At 74.5% G+C, this 14218-nt stretch carries 10 protein-coding genes; 7 read left to right on the forward strand and 3 right to left on the reverse strand.

What is annotated here, in order from left to right; translation table 11 throughout:
* Window positions 1-201: 201 nt before the first annotated feature.
* The gene (locus ABTZ58_RS25385; RefSeq protein ID WP_351360937.1) at window positions 202-1779 is read left to right on the forward strand and encodes a phytoene desaturase family protein; all 1578 of its coding nucleotides are present in this window, start codon (window positions 202-204) and stop codon (window positions 1777-1779) included.
* Window positions 1780-1798: 19 nt separating this feature from the next.
* Here the strand turns inward: ABTZ58_RS25385 and ABTZ58_RS25390 are convergent, their stop codons facing one another.
* Both ABTZ58_RS25390 and ABTZ58_RS25395 read right to left on the reverse strand, forming a co-directional pair.
* A complete protein-coding gene (locus ABTZ58_RS25390; protein ID WP_502996122.1) occupies window positions 1799-3604 on the reverse strand; it encodes a serine hydrolase domain-containing protein in 1806 nt (601 codons plus the stop codon).
* A gap of 178 nt (window positions 3605-3782) precedes the next feature.
* Window positions 3783-6212: a penicillin acylase family protein gene (locus ABTZ58_RS25395; RefSeq protein ID WP_351360943.1), complete on the reverse strand. Its 2430-nt coding sequence runs from the start codon at window positions 6210-6212 to the stop codon at window positions 3783-3785.
* A gap of 197 nt (window positions 6213-6409) precedes the next feature.
* Here ABTZ58_RS25395 and ABTZ58_RS25400 point away from each other — a divergent pair, with 197 nt between their 5' ends.
* Together ABTZ58_RS25400 and ABTZ58_RS25405 are read left to right on the forward strand one after the other, a co-directional pair.
* On the forward strand, window positions 6410-7918 hold the full coding sequence (locus tag ABTZ58_RS25400; protein WP_351360946.1) for an acyl-CoA synthetase: 1509 nt from the start codon (window positions 6410-6412) through the stop codon (window positions 7916-7918).
* Between the two features lie 55 nt (window positions 7919-7973).
* Entirely contained in the window at window positions 7974-8807 is an 834-nt protein-coding gene (locus ABTZ58_RS25405; protein WP_351360949.1) for an alpha/beta fold hydrolase, read from the forward strand.
* A gap of 62 nt (window positions 8808-8869) precedes the next feature.
* Here ABTZ58_RS25405 and ABTZ58_RS25410 read toward each other — a convergent pair whose 3' ends face one another.
* Complete coding sequence (locus tag ABTZ58_RS25410; protein WP_351360952.1) at window positions 8870-11188, reverse strand: sulfatase; 2319 nt, start codon at window positions 11186-11188, stop codon at window positions 8870-8872.
* Window positions 11189-11512: 324 nt separating this feature from the next.
* Here ABTZ58_RS25410 and ABTZ58_RS25415 point away from each other — a divergent pair, with 324 nt between their 5' ends.
* From ABTZ58_RS25415 to ABTZ58_RS25430, 4 genes are all read left to right on the forward strand, one after another.
* On the forward strand, window positions 11513-11755 hold the full coding sequence (locus ABTZ58_RS25415) for a DUF397 domain-containing protein (protein WP_351360955.1): 243 nt from the start codon (window positions 11513-11515) through the stop codon (window positions 11753-11755).
* A gap of 163 nt (window positions 11756-11918) precedes the next feature.
* Window positions 11919-12821, forward strand: a complete 903-nt coding sequence (locus ABTZ58_RS25420) for a universal stress protein (RefSeq protein WP_351360958.1) — start codon at window positions 11919-11921, stop codon at window positions 12819-12821.
* A gap of 9 nt (window positions 12822-12830) precedes the next feature.
* Complete coding sequence (locus ABTZ58_RS25425) at window positions 12831-12989, forward strand: hypothetical protein (protein WP_351360961.1); 159 nt, start codon at window positions 12831-12833, stop codon at window positions 12987-12989.
* A 606-nt stretch (window positions 12990-13595) separates the two neighbouring features.
* Window positions 13596-14093 (forward strand): hypothetical protein, encoded by a 498-nt coding sequence (locus ABTZ58_RS25430; protein ID WP_033309560.1) that lies wholly within the window; start codon window positions 13596-13598, stop codon window positions 14091-14093.
* Window positions 14094-14218: the final 125 nt, after the last annotated feature.

The following is a 14218-nucleotide window of genomic DNA, read 5'->3' on the forward strand; positions in this document are numbered from 1 at the left end:
CGTCCCGGCGGTCGCGCTGCGCCCCGGTGACCGCGCCGCGTCCCGGTGACCGCGCCGCGTCCTCGGCGGTCGCGCCGGGCTCCAGCGGCCGGGCCGCCTCCCCGCGGGGCGTACCGTGCCCAGGCCGAACGCCCAGCCCCGTCCGCCGGGGGCCCCGCGGCATCTCTGGCCGACCCGGATCACCCCGTGTTACGAAGAACCATGACCGCACCCCTGGGATCTCGCGCACACCGCACGTACGACGCCGTCATCGTCGGCGGTGGCCACAACGGCCTGGTCGCCGCCGCCTACCTGGCCCGGGCCGGCCGCTCCGTGCTGGTGCTGGAGCGGCTGGACCACACCGGCGGCGCGGCGGTGTCCACCCGGCCCTTCCCCGGCGTCGACGCCCGGCTGTCGCGCTACTCGTACCTGGTCAGCCTGCTGCCCAAGAAGATCGTCCGGGACCTCGGCCTGGACTTCCGGGTGCGCACCCGCACCGTCTCCTCCTACACCCCCGCCGAACGCGACGGCCGCCCCACCGGCCTCCTCGTCGGCGGCGGCGAACGGCGGACCAGGGAGGCCTTCGCCCGGCTCACCGGCTCCGAGAGCGAGTACCGGGCCTGGCAGGAGTTCTACGGCATGACCGGCCGCGCGGCGCAGCGGATCTTCCCGACCCTCACCGAACCGCTGCCCACGCGCGAGGACCTGCGCGACCGCCTGGACGACGACAAAGCCTGGCGGACGCTGTTCGAGGAGCCGATCGGAGTCGCCGTCGAGGAACACTTCGACGACGACCTGGTACGCGGCGTGGTCCTCACGGACGCGCTCATCGGCACCTTCGCCGACGCCCACGACCCGTCCCTGAAGCAGAACCGCTGCTTCCTCTACCACGTGATCGGCGGCGGCACCGGCGACTGGGACGTGCCCGTCGGCGGCATGGGTGCCCTCACCGACGCGCTCGCCGACGCGGCCCGCGCCGCCGGTGCCGTCCTCGCCACCGGCCACGAGGCCCTGCGCGTCGCCACGGACGGCCGCACCGCCGAGGTCACCTACCGCACCGCCGACGGCGAGGGCACCGTCGCCGCCCGGCACGTCCTGGTGAACGCCTCACCACAGGCCCTCGCCGACCTGACCGGCGACCCGCCGCCCGCCCCCGCCGAGGGCGCCCAGCTCAAGATCAACATGCTGCTCACGAGGCTGCCCCGGCTCCGCGACGGCTCCGTCGACCCGCGCGAGGCCTTCGCCGGGACCTTCCACATCGCCGAGGGCTACGAGCAGTTGGCCACCGCCCACGCCCAGGCCGCCGCCGGCCAGCCGCCCGCCGCGCCGCCCTCCGAGATCTACTGCCACTCCCTCACCGACCCGACGATCCTCGGCCCCGGCCTGGCCGAGCAGGGCTACCAGACGCTCACCCTGTTCGGCCTGCACACCCCCGCCCGCCTGTTCGCGCGGGACAACGACGCCGTACGCGAGGACCTGCTGAAGTCGACGCTCGCCCAGCTCGACGCCCACCTGGCCGAACCCCTCGCCGACTGCCTGGCCACCGACGCGGACGGCCGCCCCTGCATCGAGGCGAAGACCCCGCTCGACCTGGAACGCGACCTGGGCCTGCCCGGCGGCAACATCTTCCACCGGGAGCTGAGCTGGCCGTACGCCCAGGACGGCACCGGCCGCTGGGGTGTGGAGACCCGGCACCCGAACGTGCTGCTGTGCGGGGCGGGCGCGGTCCGCGGGGGCGGGGTGAGCGGGGTGCCGGGGCACAACGCGGCCATGGCGGTACTGGAGAGCGCGACCGGCTGAATCGCACGCCGATCCCGGTTCAGTCGGCCGACGGCGCCCATCCCACCGCTTCGATCCGTGACGCGTCCGCCGGGCGTGCCTCGTCGAACAGGACGCCGTCGGCCGCTGCCACGCGCAGCCCGTCCACGTAGCAGCCGCGGCCCACGTACAGCCGGTCCGTCGTGTACCGCCAGCGCAGGGTGAGCGAGCGGGCGGCGGGGAGGCCGGCGGTGAGCCGGTGCCAGACGCGGCCGGACCAGCCGGTGACCGAGCCGGACGGACGCGGCACCGGGTCCTCACCGCGGCGCGAGGTCGTGCAGGGCACCGGCCGCCATGTCGTGCCGCCGTCGGTGGTGGCCTCCAGGACCAGGACGTCGGCCTTCGGCTCGGTGTCCCACCACAGCGCGCAGCTCAGCCGCGCCCCGCCCGAGGAGGTGTCGAGCGCGGGGAGGGTGAGTGTCGCCGCCGCGGCGACCGTCATGCCGGAGAACCAGGCCGTGCGGCCGCGCGCGGGACGGACCGGTACGGCCCGTGCCAGGTGGTTCGCGGCGGCCACCCGGGGCGCGGAGCCGGAGCGCCAGCTGCGCACCGGGTGCACGGAGTTGCCGAGCACGACGAGGAACGAGTCGGTCGTCGGGTCGAGCACCAGCGAGGTGCCCGTGAAGCCGGTGTGCCCGGCGCTGCGCGGCGTGGCCATCGCGCCCATGTACCAGTGCTGGTAGAGCTCGAAGCCGAGGCCGTGCTCGTCCCCGGGGAAGGCGGTGTTGAAGTCGGTGAACATCAGCTGCACCGACTCCGGCGCCAGGATGCGCGCCTCTCCGTAGACACCGCCGTTGAGCAGCGTGCGGCCGAGGACCGCGAGGTCCCACGCGTCGGAGAAGACGCCGGCGTGGCCCGCGACCCCGCCCAGGGAGAAGGCGTTCTCGTCGTGCACCTCACCCCACACCAGGCCCCGGTCCAGGCCGGACCACGGCGGGCGCGCGTCCTCCGTCGCCGCGATCTTGGGTCGCCAGGAGGCGGGCGGGTTGTAGCGGGTGCGGCGCAGGCCGAGCGGCGCGGTGATCTCCTCCCGCAGCAGCGTGTCCAGGGCGCGGCCCGTGATCCGCTCCAGGACGAGCTGCAGCGAGATGAGATTGAGGTCCGAGTACAGATAGGCCGTGCCGGGCGCGCTGACCGGCTGTTCGTCCCAGATGCGCCGGAGCTTCTCCTCGTACGTGGGCGCGCTGTACAGCGGGATCCAGGCCCGGAACCCCGAGGTGTGCGTGAGCAGCTGACGGATCGTGATGTCCTGCTTGCCGGCCCGCCCGAAGTCCGGCAGGTACGAGGCGACCGTAGCCTCCAGGTCCAGCGCGCCCCGCTCGATCTGCTGCACGGCGAGGATCGACGTGAACAGCTTGGACACCGACGCCAGGTCGAAGACGGTGTCCGCGGCCATCGGGATCTGCCGGTCCGGCGGGAACTCCACACCGGTGCCGGTCTTCTCGTCGTAGGCCCGGTAGCGCACCGCCGTGCCGATGGGCCGGTGCAGCGCGACGGTGCCGCCGCGTCCGGCGAGGAGGACGGCGCCCGCGTACCAGGGGTGCGTGGGGGAGGGGCCGAGGAACGCCTCGGCGTCGGTGACGAGGCGGCGCAGGTGGGAGGCGAGCAGCCCGGCGCGGGCGGCGGAGCCGTGCCGCAGGGTGGGCCGCGGGCCTCCGGCCGCCGGGGTGGCTCCGGCCGGTCCGGCCGGCAGCGGTGCGAGGGCGAGCGCGCCGCCCAGGGCCAGTCCCGCCCGGCCGAGTTGACGCCGGGTCAGTTCGCCGTTCGCCGGTCTGTCGGTCACCGCGCACCCCTTCGCCTCAGCCATCTCGCGCGTCCCCCGGGAGTATGTCCGCCGCACACCTCCGCGAACCGGCCGAGGGCCGGGCAAGCCCGCCGCGCGAGTCGATCCGGGCGGACCCGGCCCGTGTGAGGGGACGCGGCGGCACCGCCCGCGCGCGAGACGGGGCGCCGCCCCACCGGGAGCGGCACCCCTCGCACGCCGATCAGCGGCGCTCGCGCACCTGAACCACCTTCAGCTGCGGCGAGGACAGGATGTCCTTCTCGCAGAAGCGCGACGTCACCCACTTCTCACCCGAGAACAGCCGGGTCTGGTCCGCGGAGTGCGGCGACGCGGGGTTCGACGACTGGGAGTACGTCAGCAGCGTGCGCGCGACCGGGCAGCCGCCGCCGTCCCAGCCCACGGCCTGCAGATGGCTGGTCCCGAACGGCACCTCCGCGTAGCCGCCCGCGGCGGCGTTCCACGTCGGCTCGATCACGTTCCACACGCCGAGCCGCCCCGCACCGCCCGGCATCGGCAGACGCTTGCCGTCGCGTACGACGAACTGGTGCGCGCCGAGCGGCGCGTCGAGCGCGATGCCCGCGGCCCGCAGCTCCGCCACCGCGTCCGCGAGGGCGGTGGCGACCCCGGGGGCGTCCGAGTTCAGCGCGCGTGGCGTGCGCACGGGGTCCGCCGCCGAGAAGGGCACCTTCCACAACCGCTCGGCCGGCACCGCCGGTTCGAGCCTGCGCCAGAGCCGGTCGAAGAGCAGCGCCCCCCGGCTCCCGGTGCCCATCGTGCGGTCCCACGCCTCCAGCACCCCGCACGCCCGGGAGACGTCGACGGCCGTGCCGTCGCTGCCGACGGCCGAGCCACCGGGCAGCGCGGCACAGGCCCGGGCGACGTCCGCCGCGGCGAGGTCGCCCGCGGGCACCCGGTTGGCGAACTGCTGCCGCTGCAGGTCGCGTACGGTCAGGCCGCCCCGGTCCGCCATCGCCTCGACGTCCTCGATGCCTCCGCGGGTGCGCAGCCCGAGTTGCGTGCCCACCGTGCCGAAGATCCGCTCGTAGCCGGTGAGCGGCCGGTCGGCGTTGGTCATCCACGGCGTGCCGTTCATGTTCGCCACGTACGGCGCGTCCTCCAGGGTCGGCATCCTCCCCGGCCCGAAGATGCCCGGCACGACGGCGTCCGGATCACTGCCGAGGGCGCAGTCGCCGCGTGAGCCGTCGAGGATCGCGACGCCGGACGCCGGGTACGTGCTCCTGCCGAGCTCGGTCGAGCAGCGCTCGGCCAACTCGTCGGTGATGCGGGGCAGCACCTGCGACTGGGTGTAGAGGGAGTGGCCCGCCCGGTCGGCGGCGATCGTGTTCACCCAGGGCAGACCCTGATGCCGGGCGAGGGCGGCGAGGACGCCGGCCGTGGACCGGGCCTTGCCGAAGCCGAGGGAGGTGTCGGCGAAGCGCAGGTTCCCGGCGTTCGGGTCGTGCAGGGCGTACGCCGTCGTGGCCGTCCACGGCAGCGGCACCTGGGCGCTGAGGGAGGTGACGACGGGGCCGTAGCGTGTCCACCACTGGGTGCGGGTCACCGGCGCGCCGTCCCGCACGGCGACCGTCACGGTCCGCTTCCTCATCCGCTCCGGCCTGCCGTCCACGAGATAGGCCGTGGGGTCGGCCGGATCCAGCGTCAACCGGTGGAGGTTGGCCGGAACGCCGGTCGAGACGGTGTGGCTCCACGCCACCTGTGCGTTGAACCCGATGGAGACCACCGGAAGGCCGAGCAGGGTGCCGCCGGAGACGTTCAGCTCACCGGGGATCGACTGCTGCGACTGCCAGAACCGCCGCCCGCCCTGCCACGGGTAGTGCGGGTTGCCCAGCAGCAGCCCGCGGCCGTTCGCCGTGGTGTCGCCGCGGAAGGCGACCGCGTTGGAGCCCATGCCCGGGTCGCCCCACAGTTCCCCGGCCGCCCGTGCCACGGCCCTCGCGTCGGGCACGCCGGCGGCCCGCGCGGACGGGGTGGCCGGGGCCGGTCCGGACGGCGGCCGCGCCGCCGTGATCGTGTCCGCGAAACGGCCCGCGCCGGACACGGAGGCGATGGCGAGCCCGCGCGCGGCCACGTCGGCTTCGGTGACCGGCCGGACCCAGGAGGCGTCCGCGCAGGCGGGGTCCGTGATCCTCCGCTGCCTCAGCCAGGCGTTGTACCCGGCCGCCCAGCCGCGCATCAGGTCCCGGACCTCACGGCTCGGACCCACCGGCGCCGGCTTCTCCAGGAGGCGTTCCACGGTGCCGGACTCCCGCACACCGCGGAAGTACAGGTCGCTGGCGAGGTTGGTACGGGCCGCCGAGAGGTCGCCGCCGGCGGGCGCGTCGGCGCCGAAGTACCGGGACCGCTCGCCCCGCAGGGTCACGAACCCGTCGGCCAGCGTGCAGACCTCGTCGGCGGCCTGCGCCCAGCCGGTGCCGAAGCCCAGACCGGCGTAGTTCCTCGCCAGGATGTGCGGGATGCCGTACTCGGTGTAGCGGATGACGGCGGACAGGCCGCCGTGGGACGGATGTTGCTCCGCTCGCTCCCGGTCCTGGGCGGCTGCCGCGGGTAACGCGGACGCGGCCGTGAACAGGGCCGTGGCCCCGAGAACGAGTCGTCTCCAGCGGGTGCGCATCGTGCCTCCCGGCTCCGTCGGGGAAAGGTCCGGCCGGGCGTCCGCGTGCGTGCCCCCGGCTGTCGGTTCCATGACAGCGGACGCCTGAGGACCGTGGTGAGGTTGAGCCCGCCGGCGCCGACGGTGCCGATCGAGCCGACCACGGGCCGCGGTGGGGTCCTTGACCTCCCCCGGCGGTGACCCGAGGATCATGTGTCATGACGAGGCCCGGACACGGCAGCACGGTCGACGGAGTCCTGCGGCGCAGCGCCCGGCGCACCCCGGCGCGCGTCGCGGTCGAGTACGGCGACCGCACCTGGACGTACGACGAACTCGACTTCGCCGTCTCCCGCGCGGCGAGCGTCCTCCTCGGCCAGGGGCTCGCGCCGGGTGACCGGGTCGGCGCCTACGGCCACAACTCCGACGCCTACCTGATCGCCTTCCTGGCCTGCGCCCGCGCGGGCCTGGTCCACGTCCCCGTCAACCAGAACCTCACCGGCGACGACCTCGCCTATGTCCTCGGCCAGTCGGGCAGCTCCCTGGTCCTCGCCGACCCGGACCTGGCCGGCCGCCTCCCCGGCGGAGTGCCGACGCTGCCCCTGCGCGACGCCGGCGACTCGCTGCTCGCGCGGCTGGACCGGGCGCCGGTGTACGACGGGCCCGAGCCGCGCACCGAGGACCTCGTGCAACTGCTGTACACGTCCGGGACGACCGCTCTGCCCAAGGGCGCGATGATGACGCACCGGGCCCTGGTGCACGAGTACCTGAGCGCGATCACCGCCCTCGACCTGAGCGCAGGCGACCGTCCCGCGCACGCGCTGCCGCTGTACCACTCGGCGCAGATGCACGTCTTCCTGCTGCCCTACCTCGCCGTCGGCGCGACGAACATCATCCTCGACGCACCCGACGGCGACCGGCTCCTCGACCTCGTCGAAGCGGGCCGCGTCGACAGCCTGTTCGCCCCGCCGACCGTGTGGATCGCCCTGTCCCACCGCCCCGACTTCGCCACCCGCGATCTGAGCGGCCTGCGCAAGGCCTACTACGGGGCGTCGATCATGCCGGTCCCGGTCCTCGAACGGCTGACGGGGCGTCTGCCGGGGCTCGCCTTCTACAACTGCTTCGGCCAGAGCGAGATCGGCCCCCTGGCGACCGTCCTCGGCCCTCAGGAGCACAAGGGCCGCATGGACTCCTGCGGCCGGCCCGTCCTGTTCGTCGACGCCCGGGTGGTCGACGAGAACGGCGACGACGTTCCCGACGGCACCCCGGGCGAGATCGTCTACCGTTCCCCGCAACTGTGCGAGGGCTACTGGGACAAGCCCGAGGAGACCGCCGAGGCCTTCCGCGACGGCTGGTTCCGCTCCGGCGACCTCGCGGTGCGCGACGCGCACGGCTACTACACGATCGTCGACCGCGTGAAGGACGTCATCAACTCCGGCGGAGTCGTCATCGCCTCCCGCCAGGTCGAGGACGCCCTGTACACGCACCCCGCCGTCGCCGAGGCGGCCGTCGTGGGCCTGCCCGACGAACGCTGGATCGAGGCCGTGACGGCGATCGTCGTCCCCCGCGCGGACGTCACGGAGGCGGAGCTGATCGACCACGTCCGCGAGCGGCTCACGCCCTTCAAGGCGCCGAAGCGCGTGATGTTCGTCGACGAACTCCCGCGCAACGCCAGCGGAAAGATCCTCAAGCGCCGGCTCAGGGACGAACTCGGGAAGGGCACGGTCTAACCCGGCCGGAGATCCCGCTTGTGCCGGACCGGCCCCGGGCGCCAGGATCGACGGCGTGCCGGTATTCGACGCCCCGGACGGGACCCGACTCGCCTTCCACGTGCGCGGCGAGGGTGAGCCGCTGATCGTGCTGCCCGGCGGCCCCATGCGGGCCTCCGCCTACCTGGGGAACCTCGGCGGACTGGACGCCCACCGGCGGTTGGTGCTGCTCGATCTGCGCGGCACCGGGGAGTCCGAGGTGCCCGCGGATCCGGCCACGTACCGCTGTGACCGGCTCGTGGACGACGTCGAGGCGCTGCGGCTCCATCTCGGCCTGGAGCGGATGGACCTGCTCGCGCACTCGGCGGGCGGCAGTCTCGCCCTGCTCTACGCGGCCCGGTACCCGCAGCGGATCGCACGGCTGGCGCTGGTCACCGCCACCCCCTGGGCACTGGGGTGGCCCGCGACGGCCGACGACCGGCGCACGGCGGCCCGGCTCAGGGCCTCGGAGCCCTGGTTCGCGGACGCGTTCCCGGCGTTCGAGGCCTGGCTGGACGGTTCGGGCGACTTCGACCCGGTGTTCGTGCCGTTCTTCCACGGGCGCTGGGACGACACCGCCCGAGCCCACGCGGACCGCGATGAGGCCGAGACCAACGACGAGGCGGCCGACGTCTACGGCGGTGACGGCGCCTACGACCCGGAGGCGACCCGCGGCGCCCTGGCGCGGCTGACCGCCCCGGTGCTCGTCCTGGCCGGCGGGGCCGACGGCGGACCGGCCCCGGCCCTGGCCCGCCGCACCGCCGGCGTCTTCCCGCACGCCGAGTGCGTGGTGCAGCCGGGCGCGGGGCACTACCCGTGGCTCGACGACCCGGAGTGGTTCACGCGTCGCGTGGCGGCCTTCTTCGCCTGACCGGCCCACCGCCCGCAGCGGCTGTCGGCCGAGCGGCCGCCGCGTGGCAGTGGTGGCCCGCCTCAGCCCCGCGGACCGTACGCCGTCATGAAACGGTCGCGGAACTTGTCCATGCCCCACCTCGGCGCGTCCGGGGCCGGCTTGAGGCCGTCGCTCCAGCCCCAGTCGGCGACCCGGTCCAGGACCTTCTCGTCGTGGGCGACGATCGTGACGGGCACGTCCTTGCCGGTGTCCCCGGCGGTGACGGTCGGCACCGGCTGGTGGTCGCCGAGGAAGACCAGCACCGTGTCCTCGTCGCCGTAGCGCTCCATCCATTCGGTGAGGCTGCGGATCGAGTACTCGATGGCCTTGCGGTACTCGGCGCGCACCTTCTCCGGGTCCTTCCAGACCTCGGCCGGGTCGGTGCCCTCCTTCTTGATCCGGTGGAACACCGAGCCGTCGCCGAGGTCCTCCCAGTCGATCATCCGCGCGAGGGGCGACCAGGGGTTGTGGCTGGAGGCCAGGATGATCTCCGCCATGATCGGCTCACGGTTCTCCTTGCCGTGCTCCAGGCGCTGGAAGGCCTCCAGGCTGAACTGGTCGGGCACGGGCGTCCAGCTGAAGTACGGCCCGTGGTAGCCGAGGTGCTCGGAGTCGTAGATGTGGTCCAGGCCGAAGAACTTGCCTTCGGGCCAGGCCCGCCGCACGCCCGGCACGATACCGACGGTCCGCCAGGCACCCGTCCTGCCGAAGTACTTGGTCAGCGTCATGCGATCGCTCGTGGTCAGACTGCGGTACCGCTGCTGGTTCTTGATCCACAGCCCGGACAGGAAGGTCGAGTGGGCCAGCCAGCTGCCCGCGCCCGTCACCGGCGACCGCAGCCAGCCGCTGCGCGACTCGAACCCGGCCGCCTTCAGTCTGCCGGTGCCCTCCTTGAGCACCGCGTCGGTCTGTTCCGCCATCGCCGGGTCGTCGATCGCCACCCGGCCGTAGCTCTCGATGAAGGTGAACAGAACGTCCTTGCCGCGCAGTCCGGTCAGCAACCGGTCGGGCGGGGTCTTCGCGAAGGCGTCCACGGCGGCCTGCCGCTCGAAGACACGGGCGTCCTTGAGGCCCGCGCGGACCTGCTCCACGCGGTTGCCGATGAACTCGGCGTTGCCCTTGGTGGCGATCGGTACCGTGCCGAGCTGCACGCCCAGGGTCATGCAGGTGATCCACGCCGTGCCGAGGATCAGTGTCGTACGGGCGGCGACGGGCCGGTGCCGCACCATGAGGTTCGTCAGCCGCACCACCGCGAGCGTCGTGAGCGCGAGCACGGCGACGAACAGGACGATCACGCCGATCACGGCCAGCACCTGGCCGGTCCGGCCGAAGGTCTCCCGCAGGAAGTCGGTGGCGTGCTCGATGAGGATCCAGTCCAGGACCAGGTCGAACGGCCGGGCCAGCACCTGGTAGAAGCCCATGTCGACGAACTTCAGGATCGTGATCAGCCCGAGGAACGCGCCCGTCACGACCGCCGTGATCCGCCGGGGCCGCGCGGGGAGCGCGAGCAGCAGTCCCGCGAGCAGCACTCCTTCGGCCGGGATCCGCACGAACGAGGCGAGCTCGATCCGCTCGATCCGGTTGGGCACGAGCAGCGCGAACACCACGAGCGCCCCGGCCAGGACGCTCGTGCCCACGGAGACACCCCGGGCGGCCCGCGGGTAACGCCGCCGCCACCCGAACCAGCCGGGCCGGACCGCGCTCGCCGCGGGGCCCGGGGTGTTCTCGGCGGCCGGCTGCGGCGGGCCGCCCTCCCGGTGTGCGGCGCTGAGCGGCGCAGCGGTGACGGTCGTGTCCTGGGTCTTGGCCGGGGCCGGACCGCTGTCCGGCTCCGCCGTGCCAGGAAGGCTCTGCGGCTCGGCCGCACGCGGACCACCGTGCGGCTCGGCCGCCTGCGCAACGCCCTGCGGCTCGCGGGCGCCGCCGGTCGTGCCCTGCGGCCCAGCTGCGGCCGGGTCGTGCTGCGGGCTAGCGACTGCCGGGTCGTGCTGTGGTCCGGCGGGGACCGGGCCGTCCTGCGGCTCCGCCCCGTCGGTGCCGCCGCCTGGGGCCGCGGCGTCGGACTCGTCACTTCCGTGTGCCGCGTCGGTCTCGTCACTTCCGTGTGCCGCGTCGCTGTCGTCACTTCCGTGTGCCGCGTCGCTGTCGTCGTCCCGGCCGGACGTCCCGGTGTCGTCGCGAGAGGCCCCGCGCGGTGTCGGGGCCGCGTCACGGTCAGGTGCTGCCTCCGGAGTTCCGTCGCGGTCGGCGGTGTCGGCGTTCTTCTCCGGCCGGAACTCCGGCGCCCCCGTGTCGTCGTCCGGTTCCGCCCCGCCCTCGGTCCTGTCCGGCTGCTGGTGGGGGCGAGTGAAGAGCGACACCCGGTGGTCCTTCCGTGCGGTCGTGCGATGGCATGGCAAACAGAGCCCAATGCCGAGCCTGCCACCACCAGTACGTCCGTACGTCACCCGGGGTTCAATCGCCGGGCCGGTGAATCACCCGTCCGCAGCCGCCGCGACCTCCCGCGCCCACCGGTAGTCCGCCTCGCCGCCCGGCGACCGCCGCACCTCGCCCGTGATCTTCGCCATGTGGCTCGTGGGAGCACGGCCGCCGGACTCCTGAAAGGTCCCGCTCACGTGCTCTGTCGGCCGTGGGACGCGATCGCTAGGCTGGCCGCGGACGACGCAATCGGGAGGAGCACGGACGTGGCCGACACCACCACCCAGCAGCGACCGCTCATGGGCTGGGACAAGCCGGACCTGGACCTCAGCAAGGCACAGTGGCAGTCCAGCAGCCGCGGCCTGGGGGATGTGCAGATCGCCTTCGTGGAGGGCTTCATCGCCATGCGGAACAGTGCCCGACCCGAGAGCCCTTCCCTGATCTTCACGCCCGCCGAGTGGGGCGCGTTCGTCTCGGGAGCGCGGGAAGGGGAGTTCGACCTCACCTGACGGCAGGGCGCGAACCGTCCCGGGCGGCCGTGGGCCGCGGCCGATCCGGGGGTGTTCCGCCCGCGTTTTCCGGACACGCGACCCGAGGCAGCCTCCCTCGCCCGGCCCCTGGGCCAGGCTGGCACCGGGGAGGGGACGGTCGTCACCGGGAAGTGAGGAACCCATGAGCACCCTGCCGGTCGTCGCGGCGGTCGACGGTTCGGACGACAGCCTGCGCGCCCTGGAGTGGGCCGTCGACGCGGCCCTGAGACGCTCGGCCCCGCTGCGCGTGGCGCACGTGCGCCAGTACGCCCACTGGGCCCCGCCCGAAGTCCTCGCCGCCGGGCCCGCCGACCCGCGACAGGACCCCGTCCTCGACCGGGTCCGCGCCCATCTGGCGGACCGCACCGGCCTGCCGGACACCGAGTACACCGGCCTGGAGGGCGCGACCGGCGTGGTCCTGCCCGAACTGGGCGCCGGCGCCCAGCTGTTGGTGCTCGGTTCCCGGGGCCGCGGCGGCTTCGCCAGCCTGCTGCTCGGCTCCACCAGTCTGGCCACCGCCCGCGACGCCGAGTGCCCCGTCGTCGTCGTCCCCCCGCCCGGACGCGAGGTCCACGGCGAGGTACCGGCCGGACCCGCCCCGCGCGTGGTCGTCGGGCTGAAGGTCGACGGCCCCGACGACGCCACGCTGGAGTTCGCCTTCGCCGAGGCCGCCCGGCGCGGGGTCCGGCTCCAGGCGGTCGCCGCCTACCCGTGGCCCGCGCAGCCCTGGATGCTGCCCGGGGAGATGCCCCCGCCGGTCGTCGACCAGGACGTCGTCGAGGACGAGGCCCGGGTCCTCGCCGAGGGCTTCCTCGCCCCCCACCGCGAGCGGCACCCCGGCGTGGAGGTCGAGCCCCTCCCGGCGGCGGGGGACGCGGCCGGGCACCTCGTCGCCGCCTCCCGGGACGCCGACCTCGTCGTCGTGGGCCGTCACCGGCGGCACCTGCTGGCACCCGCCCGGATGATGGGCTCGGTCACCCAGGCCGTGCTGCTGCACGCCGCGAGTCCCGTGGCGGTGATCCCTCCCGCACCGCCGGAGGACTGACCAGGGGTGATGGCCACGGCCTCGCCTCTCATCGGCGCCGCGCGGGAACCGATCAGCAGGGACGCCCGGCTCGCCCCGCACCTCGCCCTCACCGTCCGGCCCGGCGGCGACGAAGGTGTCACCGACGAGCTGACCACCCGGGAGGACCCGACCCCCGGGAGGACCTGACCGCCTGGGTGCGGACCCACCCCGAGATCCTCACGGAGGCCGACCGCGCCGCCCCGCACGGCCCGGCGCGGCGAGCACAGGAGGAAGGGGCTGGATGCGGTGTCACCGCCGACGCCGCACAGCTCACCGCCCTCCGCGAGCTGCGTACCGCCGTGCGCGCGCTCTTCGCCCGGGCCGGGCGCCCCGGTACACCCATCCCCGCATTCCCGCCGACGCCGCCCGGCCGATGCCCGCGCCGAAGCCGTGCGGCTGCTGAAAGAGGCGGCGTCCCGCACCCCCACCGTGCCCGTCCCGGACCGGCCCGAGGACACCGCGCGGTCGTCCGCCACCGGCCCGCCCGGGCCGGGACCGACCCTGCTGCGGCCCTCGCGCCGGCCGTGATCGCGTTCCTCGCGAGCCCCGGCCGCGACCGGCCGCGGGCCCGCCACGCGCCGCGCTGCGAGCGGTACTTCCCCAAGGACCACCCCCGCCGGCAGTGATGCCAGCCGTCCCGCGGCAACCGCGCCCGGACCGCCCGCCACCGCCGCCGGCACCGGGCGGCGGTCCGGCCCGAACGAGGCGCCGCCCGCCCGACACGTCGCAGGCCCGGGCACGTACCATGGCGACATGTCGTTCCTCCGCCGCCGCAGCGCCACGCCCGCCGGGCCCGACTTCGACGTACTGGCCATGGACCCGGGCGACTGGCCCGGCAACCTCGGTGCGGGACTGCTGCCCGCGCCCGACGGCACCTGCCAGGGCGTCTTCCTGCGCTACGACCTGTTCGGCGGCCGTGGGCCCGCCATGATCATCGGCAATCTGCCGGAGGGCTCCCCGGCCCGCGAGGTCCCCGAGGGCGAGGTCCCCTTCGAGGTGGCGCAGCTCCTGCTGGCGCTGGAGAACGACGAGGAGGTCACCGTCGTCGGCACCGAGGACGTGCCGGTGATGCAGGGCGACAATCTCCTGATCGTGCGCCGGGTCAAGCTCTCCGAGAGCCGGATCTCCTGCGTGCAGTTCGACCGCAGCGACAACGTCCTGGTGACCATCGCCGCCTGGGACCGCCCCATCACGGACGACCTCTACGCTCTCCTCAAGCCGCTGCCGGCCGAGCTGTTCCAGCAGGGCTGACCCGACGCGGCGGAACGCCCGCACACACGAAGCGGGGGCGCGCGGCCCCCGCCGGCGCGCGCCCCCCCCACGGGCACCCCCCCCCCCCCGCCCCCCACCCGCCCCACCCCCCGCCCCCCGCGCAG

Source organism: Streptomyces sp. NPDC094143, assembly GCF_040303825.1.
GTDB lineage: Bacteria > Actinomycetota > Actinomycetes > Streptomycetales > Streptomycetaceae > Streptomyces.